Annotated in this window: 19 protein-coding genes and 2 pseudogenes; 11 read left to right on the top strand and 10 right to left on the bottom strand. The window is 70.2% G+C overall.

Annotated features, from left to right (window positions below):
* Positions 1-12: 12 nt before the first annotated feature.
* Positions 13-609 (bottom strand): LysE/ArgO family amino acid transporter, encoded by a 597-nt coding sequence (locus tag ENC19_RS05880; protein WP_164446139.1) that lies wholly within the window; start codon positions 607-609, stop codon positions 13-15.
* Between the two features lie 71 nt (positions 610-680).
* On the opposite strand from ENC19_RS05880, the gene ENC19_RS05875 reads away from it, so the two are divergent.
* Positions 681-1,577: a LysR family transcriptional regulator ArgP gene (locus ENC19_RS05875; RefSeq protein ID WP_164446138.1), complete on the top strand. Its 897-nt coding sequence runs from the start codon at positions 681-683 to the stop codon at positions 1,575-1,577.
* A gap of 13 nt (positions 1,578-1,590) precedes the next feature.
* Here ENC19_RS05875 and ENC19_RS05870 read toward each other — a convergent pair whose 3' ends face one another.
* Positions 1,591-3,345, bottom strand: coding sequence for an acetyl/propionyl/methylcrotonyl-CoA carboxylase subunit alpha (locus ENC19_RS05870; RefSeq protein ID WP_164446137.1), 1,755 nt, complete (start codon positions 3,343-3,345; stop codon positions 1,591-1,593).
* A 185-nt stretch (positions 3,346-3,530) separates the two neighbouring features.
* Here ENC19_RS05870 and ENC19_RS05865 point away from each other — a divergent pair, with 185 nt between their 5' ends.
* On the top strand, positions 3,531-4,490 hold the full coding sequence (locus tag ENC19_RS05865) for an ATP-binding cassette domain-containing protein (protein WP_093406253.1): 960 nt from the start codon (positions 3,531-3,533) through the stop codon (positions 4,488-4,490).
* 17 nt (positions 4,491-4,507) lie between these two features.
* Entirely contained in the window at positions 4,508-5,263 is a 756-nt protein-coding gene (locus ENC19_RS05860) for an ABC transporter permease (protein ID WP_164446136.1), read from the top strand.
* A 193-nt stretch (positions 5,264-5,456) separates the two neighbouring features.
* Here ENC19_RS05860 and ENC19_RS05855 read toward each other — a convergent pair whose 3' ends face one another.
* The 5 genes from ENC19_RS05855 to ENC19_RS05835 all read right to left on the bottom strand — a co-directional run bounded on the left by ENC19_RS05855 (position 5,457) and on the right by ENC19_RS05835 (position 10,248).
* The gene (locus tag ENC19_RS05855) at positions 5,457-6,110 is read right to left on the bottom strand and encodes an O-methyltransferase (RefSeq protein WP_164446135.1); all 654 of its coding nucleotides are present in this window, start codon (positions 6,108-6,110) and stop codon (positions 5,457-5,459) included.
* A gap of 9 nt (positions 6,111-6,119) precedes the next feature.
* A complete protein-coding gene (locus ENC19_RS05850; protein WP_164446134.1) occupies positions 6,120-6,776 on the bottom strand; it encodes a Maf family protein in 657 nt (218 codons plus the stop codon).
* Positions 6,777-6,885: 109 nt separating this feature from the next.
* Entirely contained in the window at positions 6,886-8,064 is a 1,179-nt protein-coding gene (locus ENC19_RS05845) for a S8 family serine peptidase (protein ID WP_309246201.1), read from the bottom strand.
* A 1,360-nt stretch (positions 8,065-9,424) separates the two neighbouring features.
* A complete protein-coding gene (locus ENC19_RS05840; RefSeq protein ID WP_164446133.1) occupies positions 9,425-9,925 on the bottom strand; it encodes a hypothetical protein in 501 nt (166 codons plus the stop codon).
* A gap of 110 nt (positions 9,926-10,035) precedes the next feature.
* Positions 10,036-10,248, bottom strand: coding sequence for an acyl-CoA carboxylase subunit epsilon (locus tag ENC19_RS05835; protein ID WP_164446132.1), 213 nt, complete (start codon positions 10,246-10,248; stop codon positions 10,036-10,038).
* A gap of 92 nt (positions 10,249-10,340) precedes the next feature.
* On the opposite strand from ENC19_RS05835, the pseudogene ENC19_RS05830 reads away from it, so the two are divergent.
* The 3 genes and pseudogenes from ENC19_RS05830 to ENC19_RS05820 form a co-directional block, all read left to right on the top strand.
* Positions 10,341-11,318: pseudogene (locus ENC19_RS05830) on the top strand (serine/threonine-protein kinase); the annotation flags it as partial.
* A gap of 911 nt (positions 11,319-12,229) precedes the next feature.
* On the top strand, positions 12,230-12,907 hold the full coding sequence (locus ENC19_RS05825; RefSeq protein ID WP_164446009.1) for a hypothetical protein: 678 nt from the start codon (positions 12,230-12,232) through the stop codon (positions 12,905-12,907).
* A gap of 64 nt (positions 12,908-12,971) precedes the next feature.
* Positions 12,972-13,208, top strand: coding sequence for a hypothetical protein (locus tag ENC19_RS05820; RefSeq protein ID WP_164446131.1), 237 nt, complete (start codon positions 12,972-12,974; stop codon positions 13,206-13,208).
* Between the two features lie 106 nt (positions 13,209-13,314).
* Here the strand turns inward: ENC19_RS05820 and ENC19_RS05815 are convergent, their stop codons facing one another.
* Positions 13,315-14,064: a GH25 family lysozyme gene (locus ENC19_RS05815; RefSeq protein WP_164446130.1), complete on the bottom strand. Its 750-nt coding sequence runs from the start codon at positions 14,062-14,064 to the stop codon at positions 13,315-13,317.
* 229 nt (positions 14,065-14,293) lie between these two features.
* Between ENC19_RS05815 and ENC19_RS05810 the strand changes: the two genes are divergently transcribed.
* From ENC19_RS05810 to ENC19_RS05800, 3 genes are all read left to right on the top strand, one after another.
* A complete protein-coding gene (locus tag ENC19_RS05810) occupies positions 14,294-15,034 on the top strand; it encodes a M50 family metallopeptidase (protein WP_164446129.1) in 741 nt (246 codons plus the stop codon).
* Positions 15,035-15,104: 70 nt separating this feature from the next.
* Positions 15,105-15,608, top strand: a complete 504-nt coding sequence (locus tag ENC19_RS05805; protein ID WP_164446742.1) for a SigE family RNA polymerase sigma factor — start codon at positions 15,105-15,107, stop codon at positions 15,606-15,608.
* Entirely contained in the window at positions 15,598-16,482 is an 885-nt protein-coding gene (locus tag ENC19_RS05800) for a hypothetical protein (RefSeq protein WP_164446128.1), read from the top strand. The genes ENC19_RS05805 and ENC19_RS05800 overlap by 11 nt, the downstream gene beginning before the upstream one ends.
* 49 nt (positions 16,483-16,531) lie before the next feature.
* Here ENC19_RS05800 and ENC19_RS05795 read toward each other — a convergent pair whose 3' ends face one another.
* Complete coding sequence (locus ENC19_RS05795) at positions 16,532-18,115, bottom strand: acyl-CoA carboxylase subunit beta (protein ID WP_164446127.1); 1,584 nt, start codon at positions 18,113-18,115, stop codon at positions 16,532-16,534.
* Positions 18,116-18,190: 75 nt separating this feature from the next.
* Between ENC19_RS05795 and ENC19_RS05790 the strand changes: the two are divergent.
* Both ENC19_RS05790 and ENC19_RS05785 read left to right on the top strand, forming a co-directional pair.
* Positions 18,191-19,065 (top strand): annotated as a pseudogene (locus ENC19_RS05790) (biotin--[acetyl-CoA-carboxylase] ligase).
* Between the two features lie 173 nt (positions 19,066-19,238).
* Positions 19,239-19,796, top strand: a complete 558-nt coding sequence (locus ENC19_RS05785; protein ID WP_164446126.1) for a PH domain-containing protein — start codon at positions 19,239-19,241, stop codon at positions 19,794-19,796.
* Between the two features lie 39 nt (positions 19,797-19,835).
* Here ENC19_RS05785 and ENC19_RS05780 read toward each other — a convergent pair whose 3' ends face one another.
* Positions 19,836-20,552 (bottom strand): GtrA family protein, encoded by a 717-nt coding sequence (locus ENC19_RS05780; protein WP_164446125.1) that lies wholly within the window; start codon positions 20,550-20,552, stop codon positions 19,836-19,838.
* Between the last annotated feature and the right edge of the window lie 14 nt (positions 20,553-20,566).

The raw sequence follows: 20,566 nt of genomic DNA, 5'->3' as shown, positions 1-20,566 counted from the left end.
GGCCATCATGACTCAGCCCAGCACCAGGGCCAGCGCCACTGCGATCATCACCACCGCGATCACGCCGTCGAGCACCTGCCAGACCCGCCTGCGAGCGAGCAGCGGAGCGAGCCGGTACGCGCCCGCACCGAGTGCCGCGAACCAGAGCACGCTGGCCGTCGTCGCGCCCACCCCGAACAGCCACCGGTGCGGGTGCTGCTGGGCGATCCCGCCGAGCAGCAGCACCGTGTCGAGGTAGACGTGCGGGTTGAGGTAGGTGAAGGCGAGGCAGGCCAGCAGCGTCGGGCCGAGCCGGGCCGGTGGCCGGTCGGCCGGTGCGAGCGCGGCGGGCCGCAACGCCCGGCGGGCGGCGAGGGCCGCGTACCCGAGGAGGAAGGCCGCCCCACCCCAACGGATCGCGGTGAGCAGGACCGGGCGGCCGGCCACGATCGAGCCCACCCCGGCGATGCCCACCCCGATCAGCAACGCGTCGGAGAGCGCGCAGGTCAGCACCACCGGCACCACGTGCTCCCGGCGCAGGCCCTGACGCAGCACGAAGGCGTTCTGCGCGCCGATGGCGACGATGAGGGCGATGGAGAGGGAGAAGCCGGCGACGACGGAGGTGAGCATGTGGCCGACGCTAGAGGCGCCTGCTTTCCTGAGTCCAGCTAAAGATTCTTCAGCTAGTTAAGCTCAGCTTCATGAGTGGCGTCGACTCCACCCAGCTCCGTACCCTCGCGGCCATCGTCGCGGAGGGCAGCTTCGAGGCGGCGGCCCGCCTGCTGCACGTGACACCGTCGGCGGTCAGCCAACGGATCAAGGCGCTGGAGGAGACCGTCGGGCAGGTGCTCGTCCGGCGCCACCGGCCCTGCGACGCCACCGAGGCCGGACGTCCGCTGTTGCGCCTGGCCGGCCAACTCGCGCTGCTGGAACGGGAGGCACTCGCCGACGCGCGGGGCCCGCTCGGCGGCGACCGGGGCCGCACCCGGGTCGCCATCGTGGTCAACGCCGACTCGCTCGCCACCTGGTTCCCGGCCGCGCTCGCCCGGCTGCCCGACCAGCCGGAGTTGTCCTTCGACATCCGGCAGGACGACCAGGACCACACCGCCGAGCTGCTGCGTGCCGGTACGGTCACCGCCGCGGTGACCGCCCAGCGCGAAGCGGTGCAGGGCTGCCGGGTACGCCGGCTCGGCGCGATGCGCTACCGGGCCCTGGCCGCACCCGAACTGGCGGACCGCTGGTTCGCCGACGGGCTGACCCGGACGTCGGCCGCCGTCGCGCCCGTGGTGGTCTTCGACCGCAAGGACCGCATCCAACACCGCTTCCTGCGTACGGTGACCGGGGGCGCCCTCGACCCGCCCGTGCACTACGTGCCGTCGGTGCCGGCCTTCAACGAATCGATCCGACTCGGGCTCGGCTGGGGGCTGATGGCGGAGCAGCTCGCCGACGCCGACGTGGCCGCCGGGCGCTGCGTGGACATCGCACCCGGCCGGGTGCTGGACGTGCCGCTGTACTGGCAGCACTGGCGCCTCGACTCGCAGGTGCTGACCGCACTGACCGCCGCAGTCTGCGCCGTCGCCGCGGAAACCCTCCGCTGACGCCCGTCACACCTCAGGCAATGGTGCAGATCGCCGCGCCTGCGGTGATCACCGCGCCGACCTCGGCCGACAGGGCACTGACCGTGCCGGCCTTGTGGGCGTGCAGGGGCTGCTCCATCTTCATCGCCTCCAGCACCACCACCAGGTCACCCTCGGCGACCGTGTCGCCGTCGGCGACCGCGATCTTGACGATGGTGCCCTGCATGGGCGAGGTGAGCGAATCACCGCTCACCGCCGCGCCGGCCGTTGTCCCACCACCCCGACGGGTGGGCTTCCGCGCGGCTGGCGCGGCGGCACCGACCGTACCGGCGCCGAGACCGGCGGGAAGGCTCACCTCCAACCGCTTGCCGCCCACCTCGACCACGACGGTCTCGCGCTCCGCCGGGCCGGCAAGAGCCCCGGCGGCGGCGGTGAACGGCGGCACGGTGTTGTCGAACTCCGTCTCGATCCACCGGGTGTGCACGGTGAACGGTTCGGCGGTGAACGCCGGGTCGCGCACCACCAGACGGTGGAACGGCAGCGCCGTGGCCATCCCCTCGACCACCATCTCGTCAAGTGCCCGGCGGGCCCGCTCCAACGCCTCGGTCCGGGTCTCACCGGTGATGATGACCTTGGCGAGTAGGGAGTCGAAGTTGCCGCCGATCACGTCGCCGGCCGAGATGCCGGCGTCCACCCGTACCCCGGGGCCGGTGGGCAGCCGCAGCGCGGTGACCGTACCGGGGGCGGGCAGGAAGTTGCGGCCCGGGTCCTCGCCGTTGATCCGGAACTCGATGGAGTGCCCGCGCGGGGTCGGGTCCTCGGTGAACCGCAGCTTCTCGCCGTCGGCGATGCGGAACTGCTCACGGACCAGGTCGATGCCGGCGGTCTCCTCGGTGACCGGGTGTTCCACCTGGAGTCGAGTGTTGACCTCCAGGAAGGAGATGGTGCCGTCGCTGCCGACCAGGTACTCGACGGTGCCGGCACCGTGATAGCCGGCCTCCCGGCAGATCGCCCTGGCACTGTCGTGGATCTGGGCCCGCTGCGCGGCGGTGAGGAACGGCGCCGGCGCCTCCTCGACCAACTTCTGGTGGCGGCGCTGCAACGAGCAGTCCCGGGTGCCCACCACGATCACGTTGCCGTGCTGGTCGGCCAGCACCTGCGCCTCCACGTGGCGGGGCTGGTCGAGGTACCGCTCGACGAAGCACTCGCCCCGCCCGAACGCGGCGACCGCCTCCCGGGTGGCCGACTCGAACAGCTGCGGAATTTCCTCCATCGTGCGGGCCACCTTCAGCCCGCGCCCACCGCCGCCGAAAGCCGCCTTGATCGCCACCGGCAGGCCGTGGTCGACGGCGAAGGCCATCACCTCGTCGGGGCTGCCGACCGGGTCGGCGGTGCCGGGGACCAGTGGGGCGCCGGCCCGCTGGGCGATGTGCCGGGCGGTCACCTTGTCGCCCAGGTCGCGGATCGCCTGCGGGGTCGGACCGATCCAGGTCAGGCCGGCGTCGATGACCGCCTGGGCGAAGTCGGCGTTCTCGGAGAGGAAGCCGTACCCGGGATGCACCGCGTCGGCGCCGGAACGTCGGGCGATGTCGATCAGCTTGTCGATGCGCAGGTAGGAATCCGCGGCGGTGTCACCACCCAGGGCGTACGCTTCGTCGGCGAGCGTGGCGTGCAGGGCGTCCCGGTCCGAGTCGGCGTACACCGCGACGCTGCCCAGGCCCGCGTCCCGGCAGGCGCGGATGACCCGGACGGCGATCTCGCCTCGGTTGGCGATGAGTACCTTGCGCACCTGGTGGCTCCTCCCGGCGGGTTACTGACCGGGAGTTTATCGGGCACCCCGATTGCCCTAACGATCGCTCAGTGTGGGATGGCGCACTGTCCGGGCGAGGTAATTGAGCGGCGTGGTGTCGTACCGATGTGGTCGAGTGCCGGTGACGATGATGGCCGACAACGGCCACGAGCGGGGAGCAGGACATGATCGAGACCAGAGGGCTGCGGAAGTCGTTCCGCAGCCGGGCCGGTCGGGAGACGAAAACCGTCGAGGCGGTACGCGGCGTCGACCTCGACGTCCCGGCCGGCGAGATCTTCGGGTTCCTGGGCCCGAACGGTGCCGGCAAGACCACCACGCTGCGGATGCTGGCGACCCTGATCGAGCCGGACGGGGGTCAGGCCACCATCGCCGGCGCCGACCTGCTCAAGGACCCGGGTGAGGTGCGTCGCCGGATCGGCTACGTGGCCCAGGGCGGAAGCACCTGGGACGAATCCACCGGCCGCGAGGAACTGGTGCTCCAGGCCCGGATGTACGGCATCCGCAAGACCGAGGCGCAGCGGCGGGCCGCCCGGGCGCTGGAGGCGTTCCAACTTGTCGAGTTCGCCGACCGCAAGTGCAAGACGTACTCCGGTGGCCAGCGACGCCGGGTCGAGATCGCGCTCGGCATCATCCACGAGCCGAAGATCGTCTTCCTGGACGAGCCGACCACCGGGCTCGACCCGCAGAGCCGCGCGCACATGTGGGACGAGATCCGCCGGTTGCGCGCCGACGGGATGACCGTCTTCATCACCACGCACTACCTCGACGAGGCCGACGCGCTCTGCGACCGCATCGCGATCATGGATCACGGCGAGGTGGTCGCCGAGGGTACGCCGGCCGACCTCAAGCGGGAGATCTCCGGCGACGTGGTCCAGGTCGGCCTGGACGTCACCGCCACCGGCGAGGCCGAGAAACTGCTCGACGGCGAGGAGTACGTGAACCGGCTGGAACTGCTCGACGAGGGCGGGTTGCGGCTCTTCGTCGACGAGGGTGCCACCGCCATCCCGCGGATCCTGCGCCGGGTCGACGCGGCAGGGCTCGACCTCAGGTCGATCGAGCTGCACCGCCCGAGTCTCGACGACGTCTTCCTCACCAAGACCGGCCGCTCGCTGCGCGAGTCCTGACCCGACCCGGAGATCTCATGAAGCTCGCTCGCGACACCTGGCTGATCTTCCAACGGCAGCTGCACCTGCTGCTGCGCAACCCCGTGTGGGTCTTCGTCGGCGTCTTCCAACCGGTGATGTACCTGCTGCTGTTCGCCCCGCTGCTCAAGCCGGCGCTGGGCGCAGCCACCCAGGCCGAGGCGTACAAGATCTTCGTGCCTGGTCTGCTGGTTCTGCTGGCCATCTTCGGTGGCCTCTTTCAGGGCTTCGGACTCATCGCCGAACTACGGGCCGGGGTCATCGAACGTTCCCGGGTCACCCCGGTCAGTCGGCTCGCCCTGCTGCTCGGCCGGTCGCTGCGCGACGTGGTGTCGCTGATGACCCAGGCCGTCATCATCACGCTGCTCGCGCTCCTGTTCGACCTGCGGGTGTTCATCGGTGACCTGCTGCTGGCGTACCTGATGCTCGCCCTGATCGCATTGATGACCTCGGCGGTCTCCTACGGCGTCGCGCTGAAGGTGAAGAGCGAGGACGCCCTGGCGCCGCTGATGAACACCGTGGCCCAGCCGGTGCTGCTGCTCTCCGGCATCCTGCTGCCGCTCGCCTTCGCCCCGGGCTGGTTGCAGGGCGTCGCCAAGTGGAACCCGTTCTCCTGGGCGGTCGACGGCACCCGGGCCCTGTTCAACGGCGACATCGGCGACGACCGGGTCTGGCAGGGGTTGAGCATCATCGCGGTGCTCGCCGCGGCCGGCGTCTACTGGGCCGCCCGCCAGTTCGCCCGCAGCGTCCGCTGACCCCACCCACCCAGACCGACCGCGCCCCCCGACCGCCCCAGTCCGGCGGGGCGGCCGGCGGCCCGGTTCGGCATGGGCGGCCGGCGGCCCGAGTTGCGGCATGTCGCGGTTTCCCGTCTCCGGGAGGCCGCGACATGCCGTAACCGGAGTCGGTCGATGCCCCCGGCGTCGGTCGATGCCCCCGGCGTCGGTGTCAGTGCACGTGGGCGAGGGTCAGGCCGTCGGCGATCGGCAGCATCACGGCATCCACCCGTACGTCGGCCAGCACATCCTCATTGAACGCCGCGATCGCCCGGTCGTCGGCGCTCTGCGGTGCCACCACCCGACCGTTACGCAGCACGTTGTCCACGGCAATCACACCACCCGGCCGCATCCGAGGCACCAACTCGGCCCAGTAGACCGGGTAGCCGGTCTTGTCGGCGTCGATGAAGGCGAAGTCCAGGTGCCGGTCGTGCGGCAGTTCGCGCAGCGTGTCACCGGCCGGTCCGATCCGCAGGTCGATCCGGTCGTCGACACCGGCCCGCGCCCAGTACCGGCGGGCCACGCTTGTGTACTCCTCCGAGATGTCGAAGCAGGTCAACCGTCCACCCTCGGCCAGCCCACGGGCGATCGCCAGCGACGACAGCCCGGTGAAGGTGCCCACCTCCACCGCCTGTCGGGCACCGATCAGCCGGGTCAGGAACGTCAGGAATGCGGCCTGTTCCGGCGCGACCTGCATCGACGCGTGCTCGGGAAGCAGCGCGAGCGTTTCCCGCGCCAGGTCGCTGATGACCTCGTCCGGCGGGGCGCCGTGCGCCACGAGGTACCGGTGCAGGTCGTCGGTGAGTGGAATCGACTTCAGCGTCATCCCCGGAACCTAACCGAGCGGTTCGACGATCTGGTTACCAGGCGCGACCTTCGTCCACAGATCGGTGATCCGCAGATCCAACTCGCCGAGCAGCCTCCGCAGCAGCGGCAGGGAAAGCCCGACGACCGTCCCCGGATCCCCCTCGATCCGCTCCACGAACGGCCCGCCCAGTCCGTCGATCGTGAACGCACCGGCCACCGCCAGCGGCTCGCCGGTCGCGACATAGGTGGCGATCTCGTGGTCGCTGATGTCGGCGAAGTGCACCACGGTGGAGGCCACCGCCTCCGCGCGTCGCCCGGCCGCGATGTCGACGAGACAGTGCCCGCTGTGCAGCACCCCGCTACGCCCACGCATCCGCTCCCACCGTCGGGTCGCGTCGGCCTCGTTGTCGGGCTTGCCGAAGATCTCGCCGTCGAAGGCGAGCACCGAGTCGCAGCCGAGCACAAGGGTGCGCTCGTCGTCCGTGGGACGCAGCCGACCCAGCACGGCCTGCGCCTTGAGCCGGGCCAACTCGAGGCAGAGATCCTCCGCCCGTTCGGTCACCACGAGCGATTCGTCGACTCCACTGACCAGCACGTCCGGCTCGATGCCGGCAGCCTGGAGAGACTTGCGGCGGGCTGGGCTCGCCGACGCGAGCACGAGGCGAAGCGGCAAAGCATCAGACACCCCGCCGACGTTACCGCCTGCCCGCGTACGCCTCACCGCGCACCGCCGCCCGCAGACCTGGGGCCTTCCCCGCGCACCCACGGCCCGGGGGAAACGCAATTCCGATGCGTCAGCGAGTAATCCGAGGTGGCGGATCATCGGAGCGGCGTCGGTGCCGGGCCACCAGTGCCCAAGCGCCGCCCGCCGCCACCAGCACCCCCAGCGTGACCAGACCGCGGACAGTCGCCGCCCGCCCCTCGTCAGCCGGCGGCCCATCAGCCGCCGCTGTGCTAGGACCGGTCGTGTCCGGCGCGTCCGCCGGCACCGACCCGAAACCCCTCGGCGGTACGTCTGCCGTCAGCGCCGCCACCAGATCGATGACCCCGTAGCCGTACTGGTCGTCCCTTCCCGGCGGCCCCTTGTCGATCGCAGTCGCAGTCAGCCGATGCGCCACCTCATCAGCCGGCAGATACGGATACTTGGCCCGGACCAAAGCTGCCGCCCCCGCCACAATCGCCGCCGCCCCAGAAGTCCCCGTACCCTTCGAGTAATGGCCGCCATAGCTTGTGCTGTACAAGTCGACAGCAGGCGCCACTATGGTTATTTCCGGTCCTGTGACTGATATGGGATGGTAATCGCCGTCTCGGCCAATTCCGCCGACGGCAATGACGCCAGGATGCGACGCCGGATAGCCCACCCCTAAATTGCTGGGCTGATTTCCTGCACCCGCGACTACTACGATATCTGCCGCAATGGCATTTCCTAGTGCGCGAATTAGCTCGGGGCTGGAGCCGCCTACACTGGAGATGCTGATGACATCGGCCCCTTTGGCAACTGCGAGATCGATAGCCGCAGCAAGTGCGTCGGGATGGCCTTCCCCGTCGGCTGGTGTACTGAATATCGGCAGGATCTTGGCCTCGGGAGCAACGCCGAGAGCGCCTGCGTTAGGACCTCGGCCGTGAGCCGCAATCAGTCCGGCCATTGCTGTTCCATGGCTGTTTCGATCTTGTCTGCCGTCACCTTCCCCGCCATCGATTACATCGGTGCCGGAGAGTACGTTGTTGTGCAGATCTGGGTGGGTAGAAACTCCCGTGTCAGGCACAGCGACGACGGAACCCCTGCCCTTGTTGAGCTTGTGTACCGCATCGATCTCGAGGAATCGAAGGTGCCACTGATCGCTGCGGATGCGGGCGACGCCAGCTTCTGCGGGTTCTTCTCGGGGCTCAGCAGTTGGTGAGCTAAATGCCTGTAGTATCACAATGGTCGCGAAGAGAGGTAAAGCCGCGTAGAAGGGAGTATGGTTGGTCACCTGTCTAAACCGATGGCTGGTCCGGGATCGATTGGCCCGGTGTCGTCTGGCGGCATAACTACTGGTGCAACCCCCTTGGGGGTAGCCCAAGGGTCATCTGCGTCCCATCTCCGCCTACTCGTCGAGCCGAGGTCTGAGCGTGTTGATGGTCCTGGCCATTCGCCCCTTCCTGTCACGTTTAGGGCTCCGGGTGGGCTGCCGTTGGGTGGAGGAAAAAACGTTCCCCCTACCCCCAGGCCTCTAGCTCCTCCTGGTCTTGAACCCGCTCCTCCAGCGGGGGCCGTTCCCGCTGCCCCGCCACCAATTAACCCACCAAAAGGATTAATTCGGGTGGGGGAGGTATCGCTCGGTGTTGGATAGCCAGCCCTCGTAGCGGGTGATTCGCCTATTAGGCCGCCGGTTGGTATTGGGCGCCCTGATTTGGGGCCCTCAGTCATTGAGGATCGCCGGTCCGAATGGCTCTGATTGCTTCGGCCGTTTTCGGGTGTCGTAAATGGACTGCGGCTCAACGGTGACGCCGGAATATTAGCGGTGGTGGTTGAGTGACTAGACGGCGTGGCGGCCGAACTGTTGATTGGCAAGCTACTGGATTCGGCCGTTGAACCCGGGATTGCCGAACCCAAGATGGGTCCTATGGTTCGGCGGACTTTAGTTTCATCAGATGGCGAACGAATCGAACGTGTAGCATGCGGGGCTGTCGTGGATGCCGGTATTGGAGCAATCCGAGGAATGACGGGGACATGGATGCTCGTCGCATACACGTCAGGATCATTTGCCTGAACGACGGGCCGCGCGGTGGGTGGGGGGTGGCGGAGTTGGGTTTGGGCTTGTTGGAGTTCGGTGCTGAGGCCGTACATGATGTTGCGGGCCTGGGTGTTCAACTGCTCCAGGTCCGAGTCGGTGACCGGTGACTGAATGGCTCGGCTGGCGGCGGCAGCTTTAGGGTCGGCGGCGGTTTGTTCCCAGGATCGCTTCTGTTGCAGCTTGTCGGCGTACTCCTGGTGGATTTTCTCGATTTTGTCTCGGCTGCTGCTGAGGGCCAGGGTCGCGGCGGACAGCGCGGTCTGGTTGGTGGCGGCGGCGTCGTGGGTGCGCTGCACCTGTTCGATCAGCTCGTCGAGCTTGACGAGGTAGGCGTGGGAGGCCGCGTTGGTCTCGGGCGGCCAGGCCTGGGCCAAGCGTTCGCGGTACGTTCTCAGCCGGCCGAGATGCTGACCGGACAGCTCGGCGATTTTTCGCCAGCCGGCGACGTGACGCCAGTGGTTGTCGGTGTGGTGGCCCTGGAGGCAGGCCCACATGTCGGCCACGTTCATCAGATGCCACTCCGTCAGGCCGCCGCTGCGGCCGACGCCCGGTTCCCTCATGGCACCACCACCGGGCCGGTGTTGTCGGTGCCGGTCGGGTCGACGAGCGGTGGCGAGGCCACGGCCGAGGTTGGCGGCGGGCCCGGCTGCCCGAGCGTCTCGCTGACGGGTGGCGCGGCGTGCCGCTCCTCGAATGCTCGGTGGACGTCGGCGACGCGGGCGGCGGCGAAAGCGTCCGTGTCGGCGTACTGATCGGCCACGAGCTTCGCGGCCGCCGCGAGGTGGCCGGTGGCGTCACCGACGCCCCAGACGGCGTTGGTCGTCGCCTGCTGCGTCTCCCAGTGGGTACGCATGAAGAGCACCAGCTCGACGAACGCGTCGGCCGGGTTGGGCACGGCGGTGAGCATGTCGTCGGCGATGTACCGCAGGTGCGGTGCATAACTGCTCTCCACCTCGGCGCGGAGCTGCTCGGCGAAGTCGCGTAGCTGCCGGATGTCGGCCTCGACGCCCCCGGAACCACTCAGCCAGGACGCGTGTCGATCCTCCTCAGGGATCATCGGCCCTCCCAATCTGTCACGGGCTCGCTCCCCTGAGTGAGGTTAGACGGTGAACGCCCCCTCCGGCAGCCCTGACCGGGCCCGACAGAGCTGCCGGGAACCAGACGGGGTCAGCGAGGGAGGCCGGCGGTGCGCCAGTTGCCGGCACCGGGCGTCAGCCCCGCACCCGTCGGACGGCCGCTGCGCGCCCAGACCGACGCCGGGGCCGGCGCGGACCGGGCCGTGGGGCGCGACCGGACGGCGATCACGCCCACCAACGCGGCCAGTTCCTCGGCGGTCGGCACGCCGCGCACCACCCGGAACAACGGCTCTTCGACAGACATGACCTCAGGGTACGCGGGCCGGAGGCCGACCTTCGTCGGACAGTGGCGTGCCGGCGGTGTGACCGTCTGCGCTGCCGGGTACCGTCTCAGCGATGTCAGAAGCTGCCCCCCAACTCGTCGCCGACCGGTACCGGCTGCTCTCGCCGCTCGGTCAGGGCGGCATGGGTCGGGTATGGAAGGCGCGCGACGAGGTGCTGCACCGCGACGTCGCCATCAAGGAGCTGGTTCCGCCGCCGGGCCTGACCAGCGACGAACGTCGCGAGATGCGCGAGCGGTCGCTCCGCGAGGCGCGTGCCATCGCCCGGCTCAACAACATCAACGTGGTACGCATCTTCGACGTGCTCCGCACCGACGGCGATCCGTGGATCGTCATGGAGTACGTGGCGTCCAAGTCGTTGCAGGACACCATCGCCGAGGACGGCCCGGTGTCACCGGCGCGTGCCGTGGAGATCGGTCTGGGCGTGCTGAACGCGTTGAAGGCCGCGCACAAGGCCGGCATCATGCACCGCGACGTCAAGCCCGGCAACGTGTTGCTCGGCACCGACGGCCGGGTGGTGCTCACCGACTTCGGGCTGGCCACGATCCCCGGTGACCCGAACGTCACCCGGACCGGCATGGTGCTCGGCTCGCCCGCGTACATCGCGCCGGAGCGGGCCCGCGACGGCACCTTCGGCCCGGAGGCCGACCTGTGGTCGCTCGGTGCCACCCTGTACGCCGCCGTCGAGGGCAAGTCTCCGTTCGCGCGCCCGTCCGCGATCAGCACTCTGGCCGCGCTGGCCACCGAGCCGGTGCCGCCGGCCCGCAACGCCGGCCCGCTCAAGCAGGTGCTCGCCGGGCTGCTGCGCAAGGACCCAGAGGAGCGGATCACCGCCGAGTCGGCCGAACGCATGCTGCGCCGGGCCGGTGGGCGCCGGGCCCGGGGCATCTCACTACTCGACGGCGTACGCCGACCCGGGCCGAACGGACCGCGCGAGCCACGCCCGCCGCTGGTGCCGGCGCCGCGTCCCTCCGGCGAGCGGCCGTCCACTCCGGTCACCCCGCCCGCACCGCGTACGCCACCCACCTCAGGGCTGCTGGCCGGTGGTGCGGAAGCCGCTGGTTCCACAGCGGACCGTGCGACAGGTGACCAGCCCGGCGCGGACGCCGACCCGACGACGAAGGTCGACGATTCGGCCGGCCGCGCCGACGCCGCTTCGACGACACGGGTCGCCGGCCCGGAGAGCGGCGCCACTGCCGACCCGACGGCCAAGCTTTCGCCGAGCAGGCCATCGGAAGTCGGGCTGACCGACGCCGGTCCGGACGACTCGGAGCACCGGCAGCCTCGGACCGACTCGCCCGCGGGCGACCGGGACATCGCCCTGGCCGCCGCTGCCGGCACCGCGTCGACCGCCGCAGCGGCAGCCGGTGGGCCGGAGGGTGGTACCGCTCCGGTCGTCGCTGGCGCGGTCGGAGCGCCGGGAGACGGCACCGGCGACGGCAGCCCGCGCCGCCCGACGAGCAGGACGGATCGGATGCCGCCACCGGCGACCGGACCGGCTCTGACCCGGCGGATCCGACGAGTGCCGGGGCCGACGCGGCGCCGGACGAGACCAACAACGGTGCGACGGCCGGCGAGGCGCACCCGGACGACGCCGTGTCGGACGCCGACGCTTCGGAAAGTGCGGCGACCGCAGGCGAGGCAACCTCCGACGGCGACCGGTGCGCACGGCGGGGCCGCGACGGACACGGCCCGAACGGGCGGTGCGGTCACGGATCGCGGTCCGCAGCCCGGAGCGGCGGTCCGGTCGAGCGGCACGCCGGACGGGGCGAGCGGTGACCGGCCGGTGAGCGGCCGCACCCGGGTGGATCAGCCGGCAGGAAACGGCAGCCGGCGTACGCCGCAGCCGACCTCGGTCATGCCGGCGGCCCCGGTTAGCCCGGCCCCGACGCGCGGCAACGTCTTCAAGGCCGGGCAGTTCCGTTCGAGCGGACCCGGCGGGCGGTGCTCGTCGGTGCCGTGGTGGCGCTGCTGCTGCTCGGCGTGGTGGTGGCGGTACCGCTGCTCAACGGTGGCGACGAGGACGGCGGGACTCCGCCCGCCGCGAACGGCACCAGCAGCGCGCCGGCCCCAGCGAGCTCGGAACCGGCCGCCCCACCGCCGAGTGACCCGCCGGCCAGCCCGTCGGCGTCGCCCAGCCCGTCGGCCTCGCCCAGCGCCTCGGAATCGGCCGGTGGCCTGCCGGAGGGGTGGACGCTGCGGACCGACCCGGTGGGCTTCAAGGTGCCGATCCCCGACGGCTGGCGACGCAGCACCAGCGGCACTTCGGTTATCTACCAAGAGCCGGACGGGGTACGGGAACTGCTCATCGACCGCACCGACACGCCGAAGCGGGACGCCGAAGCCGACTGGCGATCGCAGGAGCCGAACCGGAAGAACCTGGTCCGCGACTACAAGTACATCGACATCTCCTCGTTCGAGTGCAAGTGGCGGACCTGCGCCGACTGGGACTGGCTGGAGACCCGCGACGGCACCCGGATAAGGGTCCGTAACCGGGCCTTCGTCACCGCCAGCAACCGGGGCTTCGCGCTGCGCTGGGAGGTCGCGAACCGCGACTGGGACGAGGAGTTGGCGAACTTCGAGATGATCTTCCGCGAATTCGTGCCGGACCGGCAGGACTGATCGACAGGCATGGCCCTCCGCCGTTCGGGGTATCTGATCTCCGACGACGGAAGGGAGGCCCGAGATGGGTTACCGAGGAAGGGATGCCCGGCCCCGGCTGGCACTGTGGACGGCCGTGGTGCTGGGCAACGTCGTGCTGCTGGTCGCCACGGTCGGAGTCGCGGTGCTGGCGACCATGCTGAGTCTGGTGACACTCGCCGGAGCCGCGTTCGCCGGCTGGCACCTCACCCGCCGGGGCAGCGTGTCCCGTGGCGCGGGAATGAGCGTGCCGGTCGCGATGACCGCGCGGCGGCGGGCCTGAGATTTCCCGCCGACACCAGGCGCGACGACAGCGGTCCGGGTGCGGCGCGACGGCAGGCTGACGTCCGCTCCGAGCGAAGGACGTCGGCCCGCCGTCGCGGCGTACGTCAGGTGTTGTTGGCCAGCGCGATCAGCCGGCTGCGGTCGCCGTTCCAGTAGTTGCGGTCGACGCCGCCGCTGATGCCGGGGACGCTGCCGGAGTCGGTGTACTGCCAGAAGCTCCAGAACGGCGCGCCGGCCGGCAGCGCCCCGACGGAGGACGACCAGCGGGCCACCCACAGCGGGTGGTTGTTCCACGGTCCGCTCCAGGAGCCGGTGCACTGGTTCCAGAAGCTGGTGGTGGTGTAGATGACCGCGTACCGGCCGGTGCGGGACCGGTAGGTGTTGAGGAAGTCCTGCACCCAGTTACGCATGCCGGTGGTGCTCAGGCCGTAGCAGTAGCCGCCGCTGTACGGGTTCGCCTCCAGGTCCAGCGCGGCCGGCAGGGTGCGGCTGTCCGCGGACCAGGCACCGCCGTTGGAGGCCAGGAAGTTCGCCTGGACCGCGCCGGAGGAGATGTTGGGCCGGGCGAAGTGGTACGCGCCGCGGATCACTCCCGCGTAGTACGCGTTCACGTAGTTGGTGTTGAAGTTCGGGTCGCGGTAGCTCGTACCCTCGGTGGCCTTGATGAAGGCGAACTGGATGCCGGAGTTGCGGACGCTCGTCCAGTTGGTGGTGCCCTGGTAGCGCGAGACGTCGATGCCCGGCACGGTGGCGGCGGCGGCCGGGGTCGCGGTGGCGACCAGCCCGGCGGCGGCGGTGGCGAGTACGGCGAGTGCGGCGGCGGTCAGCCGGCGCAGTGATCTGGTCCGACCCATGGCGTCCTCCTGAGACGACTGTCGATAGACAGACATCTTTGGAGGTGGTCGTCGGCCAGGGCAAGAGGGATCAAGACAACTTTCGATGTACCGGTTGTGGTGGCGACCCACCTGGCGATCAACGCAGCGTGGCCGGATCGATCCGCCAGCGGAACGGCCCGGGACCGACACCGGAACGCTCACCTGGCTCGGCGCTGGCGGCGGAACGTGAGCGGTAGGCTGCCGCCTCATGGTGTCGATCGAGGGCATGGCCGACTTCTGGGAACGCCTCTTCGGCGCGCAGCCTGATCCGCCTCCGCTGCTGGTGGTGCTCACCGGGCTGGTCGCGCTCCTCGTCGTCGTCACCCGGCTGCCGTGGCGGATCGCCCGCAACGCGATCACGATCGCCCACGAGGGTGGTCACGCGCTGGTCGCCGTACTCACCGGGCGCAAGCTGCACGGCATCCGACTGCACTCGGACACCTCCGGCCTGACGCTGTCCGCCGGCCGCCCCACCGGCCCGGGCATGGTGCTCACCCTGCTCGCCGGCTACCTGGCCCCGCCCCTGGTGGGCCTGGGTGGGGCGTGGCTGCTCGCCGGCAACCGGATCACCCTGCTGCTGTGGATCGCGGTGCTCCTGCTGCTGGCCATGCTGGTGATGATCCGCAACCTCTACGGCGCGCTGACACTGGTGATCGTCGGGGGTGCGGTGCTCGCCGTCTCCTGGTACGCCAGCCCGCAGGTCCAGGCCGCCTTCGCGTGGACCGGCGTGTGGTTTCTGCTGCTCGGTGGCGTACGCCCGGTGGTGGAGTTGCAGCGGCTGCGGGCCCGGCGCGGCATGCCGGCCTCCGACGCGGACCAGCTGGCCGGGATCACCCCGCTGCCGGCGTTCTTCTGGGTGGTCCTCTTCGGCCTGGTCAACCTCACCGTGCTGGTGACCGGCGGCCTGATGCTGGCCGGTCCGCTGCTCGCCGAGGCCGGCCTCACCTGATTCCGTCGGTCGGCCGGCAACCCGCACCACCCTCCGGTGCGTGTGCTCTGTCAGGTACGGGGAGGTGCGGGTGGCCGACGTCGAGGGGTTCGACGAGTTCTACCGGGGCAGCCGGCAACGGCTGCTCGGGTACGTCTACGTGCTGACCGGCGACCTCACCGAGGCGCAGGACGCCGTGCAGGAGGCCTTCATCCGGGCCTGGCAGCGCTGGTCCAGCGTGGGCGGTTACGACGACCCGGAGGCGTGGGTACGCGTGGTGGCGGCCCGGATCGCGGTCAGCCGCTGGCGCAGTCTGCGTAGCCGGGCCCGGGCCTACCTGCGACACGGCGCGGTCGACAGCGTGCCGGAACCGACCACCGACACCGTCGAGGTGGTCGCCGCCCTGCGCCAACTCCCCGAGGAACAGCGCGTCGCGATCGCGCTGTACTACCTGGTGGGCCTGCCCGTCGCCGATGTCGCCCGGGAGACCGGCGCGCCGGTCGGCACGGTCAAGGCCCGACTTTCTCGGGGACGTGCCGCACTGGCCGGGCTGTTGGTCGTGTCAGATCTGGAGGAGGCGACCGATGCGATCTGACGACGACATCGGCCTGGTGGAACGGGTGCAACAGGAGCTGCGGGCCGTCCGCTGGCTGGACACCGCCGAGGTGCGCGCAGTGGCGCGGCGACGCAGCCGGTTCAGGGCAGCGGCGGTGACCGTCGGCGTCGTCGTGCTGTCCATCCCGCTGGTGACCGCCGTCGCACTGCCGTCCCGGCCGCCGACGGTGCCGGGGGAGACAGGTGCGATCAGCCGGGCGGAGATTCCGTTCGAGGCACTGTTGCAACCCGAGGATCTGCGGGTGGAGGTCGACGCCCCGATCGTCAATGCGGGCCTGGCCGAGCCGATCGTGGTCGATCCTGAGCTGGCGAGGTGCCTACAGGCGAAGGGGGTGTCTCCGGCCTGGGAGATGTCTCGTTACTCCCGTTCTCAGTCCATGCGTCGTCCGCAGGATGTCCGGATCGAGGACGGGATGGCGTTGGGAAGCGGCATCTCGATCGTGCTATCCCAGGACGTGTACCGCATCACTCCGCAGGTGGCGCAAACCCTCTTCGCCAGCCTCGATCGGCGGATCGGAAACTGTCTGAGCTGGGAGAGCGTCGTGGTCGGTGCGATCGACGACATGGCGGAGTGGGTCGAGTTCCACGCGGTGCAGCACTGGGAGGTGGTGGATCGGCAGTTCGCCGGCGACGAGTCGGTGCTGATCCGCCACCGGGTCGGTGAGACGCGTCGAGGCGACGCCGACGGTGAGGTGCTCGCCGGACCGACGCCGCCGGACATCATCGCCGTGGTGCGGGTCGGTGACCTGGTCACGGTCGTCGACGTCGAGGCCGGTGAGAGCGAGTCCGAGCTGCGTCGGCTGGCGGTGCTCGCCGCCGGGCGGATGTGCGCCGCCACCAATCCCCCGTGCTGACCCGCCCCTCCCGACGCGCCGACGCTCGGGAGGGGCACGCTCGTGACAGCTACAGCGGGATGTTGCCGTGCTTCTTGGGCGGCAGCGTCTCCCGCTTGGTACGCAGCACCCGCAGCGCCCGGACGATCTGGGTACGGGTCTCGTGCGGCGGGATCACCGCGTCGACGTACCCGCGCTCGGCGGCCACGTACGGGTTGGCCAGGGTGTCCTCGTACTCGGCGATCCGCTCGGCGCGGACCGCGGCCGGGTCCTCGGCGGTGGCCAGTTCCTGCCGGTAGAGGATGTTCACCGCGCCCTGCGCGCCCATCACCGCGATCTGGGCGGTCGGCCAGGCGAAGTTGAGGTCGGCCCCCAGGTGCTTGGAGCCCATCACGTCGTACGCCCCGCCGTACGCCTTCCGGGTGATGACGGTGACCTTCGGGACGGTGGCCTCGGCGTACGCGTAGATGAGCTTCGCGCCCCGGCGGATGATGCCGTCCCACTCCTGGCCGGTGCCGGGCAGGAACCCGGGCACGTCCACGAAGGTGAGCACCGGAATGTTGAAGGCGTCGCAGGTGCGGACGAAGCGGGCCGCCTTCTCGCTGGCCGCGATGTCCAGCGTGCCGGCGAAGTGCATCGGCTGGTTGGCCACCACGCCCACCGGCCGGCCCTCGACCCGACCGAAGCCGACCACCATGTTCTGCGCGTAGAGCGGCTGGACCTCCAGGAACTCCCCGTCGTCGAGCACGTGCTCGATCACCCGGTGCATGTCGTACGGCTGGTTGGCCGAGTCGGGGATCAGCGTGTCCAGTTCCCGGTCCGCGTCGCTGATCTCCAGGTCGGCCGGTGCGTCGAAGACCGGCGGCTCGTCCAGGTTGTTCGAGGGCAGGTGGGACAGCAGCGCCTTGACGTAGTCGATCGCGTCGGCCTCGTCGGTGGCGAGGTAGTGCGCGTTGCCGCTGCGGCTGTTGTGGGTGCGGGCGCCGCCCAGCTCCTCCATGCCGACGTCCTCGCCGGTGACGGTCTTGATGACGTCCGGACCGGTGATGAACATGTGCGAGGTCTGGTCGACCATGACGGTGAAGTCGGTGACCGCGGGGGAGTAGACGGCGCCGCCGGCGCACGGGCCCATGATGAGCGAGATCTGCGGGATGACACCGCTGGCGCGGACGTTGCGGAAGAAGATCTCGCCGTAGAGGCCGAGTGAGGCCACGCCCTCCTGGATCCGGGCGCCACCGGAGTCGTTGATGCCGATGACCGGGCAGCCGATCTTCATGGCCAGGTCCATCACCTTGACGATCTTCTCGCCGAAGACCTCGCCGAGCGAGCCGCCGAAGACCGTGAAGTCCTGGGCGAAGACGCAGACCTGCCGGCCGTCGACGGTGCCGTAGCCGGTGATCACGCCGTCGCCGTACGGGCGGGTCCGGTCCAGCCCGAAGTTGGTGGACCGGTGCCGGGCGAACTCGTCCAGCTCGACGAACGACCCCTCGTCGAGCAGCATCTCGATGCGCTCCCGGGCGGTCTTCTTGCCGCGCGCGTGCTGCTTCTCCACGGCGCGGGCCGACCCGGCGTGCACCGCCTCGTCGACCCGTCTGGCCAGGTCCGCCAGCTTGCCCGCGGTGCTGTGGATGTTGGTCCCGGTCTCGGTAGTCACCCTGGGAATATAACGATGGTTCAGGTCGCCGCCGCTGTGCACTACGCCTCACCGGGCTACCCGTAGGCTGGTTGTGTGCCGGGTTCTCCGTACACCGATCTGGATCGTCCGCCGCTGTCGGCGGCCCGGCTGCGTCGGGCGCTGGTCGCGCCGTACGGGCCGTGGTCCCGGCTGGAGTTGCGGACGGAGACCGGGTCCACGAACGCCGACGTCGCCGAGGCGGCCCGGGCGGGGAGCCGGAGGGCCTGGTCGTGGTGGCCGAGCGGCAGACCGCCGGCCGGGGCAGGCGCGGGCGGGTGTGGCAGTCGCCGCCACGCGCCGGCATCGCCACCAGCGTGCTGCTGCGGCCCGGCGAGGCCGTGCCGGCCCGCGGCTGGTCGCCGGCGCCACCTTCGGGGTACGGGTGGCTGCCGCTGCTGGCCGGCGTGGCGCTGGTCGAGGCGGTGACGCTGCTGGCCGAGTTGGACGCCACCCTGAAGTGGCCGAACGACCTGCTCGTCGGGGGTGCCAAGTGCGCCGGGATTCTCGCCGAGGGGGTGCCCGGGCCGGGGCTGAGCGACCCGCCGGCGGTCGTTGTCGGTATCGGGCTGAACGTGACGCTGCGCGCCGACGAACTGCCGGAGCTTCCGACCGGTCTGCCGGCCACCTCGCTGCAACTGGCCGGCGCGTCGGCCACCGACCGGGATCCGCTGTTGCGGGCCCTGCTCCGCTCGGTCGCCGACTGGTACGCGCGGTGGCGTGCGGCTGGCGGCGATGCGGCGGCCAGCGGTCTGCGCGAGGCGTACCTGGCGGCGTGCGGCACCATCGGCCGCGAGGTCCGGGCACTGCTCCCCGACGGCACCACCCTGACCGGCACCGCCACCGGAGTCGACCCCGACGGCCAACTCCTCCTCACCACCCCCACCGGCCAGCGCCCCCTGGCCGCCGCCGACCTCCACCACCTCCGCTGACCGCTGACCGCCCCTATTTGTTGATCATGAAGTTGTTGTCGAGTGGATCGCGTCTGAGTGACAACAACTTCATGATCGGTGCGATGGGGCGGGAGTGATGAGCCGCGTGGCGGATGGGGGTGGTGGTCGCAGGGGGTTACGGTCTGGGCGTCCGTTTCGGCGAGGAGGGTTCCGTGGCGTTTCCCGAGGACGTGCTCAGTGAGGATGAGCACGTCGTGCTGCACCTGCATCCGCACTGGAAGGCGCTGATCCGACCGGTGGCGGTGCTGGTGCTCGCCGTCGCGGCGGTGGTGGTCGGCGTGTTGTTCCTGCCCTCGGGCGGTGGCGGTTCCGTGGCGCTCGCGGTGATCGGCGGGCTGGCCCTGCTGGCCGTGCTGGTGTTGGCGGTGTGGCCGTACGTCTCCTGGCGCAGCACCCACTACCTCTTCACCAGCGAACGGGTTGTGCTGCAGCACGGCGTCTTCTCCCGCGATCGCCGGGACATTCCGCTCAGCCGGGTCAACGACCACTCGATGAGTCAGCAGTTCGCCGGCCGGTTGCTGGGTTACGGAACCCTGACCATCGAGTCGGCCGGTGAGCGAGGACAGTCCGTGCTGCACGACGTGCCGAGGGTCGACCGGGTTCAGACGAAGCTGTACGAGCTCGTGGAGGCATTCGACGACCGGCACTCGCTCGGTGACGGCGAACTGCGCGAGATTCTCGGCGAGCGCGACACGGCCGCCGGGGCGTAACCTCCCGAATCCGGCGCGACCGCCCCGCGCAGCGACAGGTCAGCGCCGGCGAGGGCGACGGGGAGCCGGGGCGGGCTGCAACTGGGCGGCCAGCTCGGCCTCCAGCTCGGCGTCCAACTCCGCCGCCAGCCGGGCCTCGTCGGGCAGCGACGCGGACCTCGGCTGGAGTGGCCGGGGGGTCACGCCGGGTCGGGCGGCCGGCGGCTGCTCCTCCTCCAGCTCCGTCACCGACTCCGCGAGTTCGGCCACCGGGTCCATTCCGGCCATGGTGTCCCACTCGTCGCGGGGCAGGCCGTGCCACCGCTGCGTCGCCTCGGCCGGCGCGGCGGGCTGGAAGACGAACGTCCGGTACGACCAGAAGCGGAACAGCGTCGCGAGCACCACACCGCCGGTCTTCGCGATGTTCAGCGCCAGCAGCCCGGTCACGCCCAGTCCGTACTTGGCGGCGGCGAGTACGCCGAGTTCGATCAGCAGCCCCGCGCCGTTGAAAAGGAAGAACAGGGCATATTCGCGCTGCATCGCAGATTTCGGACGATCACGGTACGTCCAGTGCCGATTCATCAGATATGACGTGATGGTGGCCATGATGGTGGCGACGACGGTCGCCTTCAGTTGACCGTCGACGAAGACCGTGAGTGCGAGCGCATTGAACACGGCGTAATTGATGACCGTGTTGATGCCACCGACCAGGCCGAATTTGAGTGCCTCGTGGATGAACTTCTGCCAGCGCTCAGGCAGCAGACGGACGAGAGGCATGCGCAACACCTTAG

The organism is Verrucosispora sioxanthis, from assembly GCF_010560025.1.
Lineage (GTDB): Bacteria > Actinomycetota > Actinomycetes > Mycobacteriales > Micromonosporaceae > Micromonospora > Micromonospora palythoicola.
Note: the sequence above shows the minus strand (reverse complement) of the source record. Positions and strands in the feature narration are given on the sequence as shown.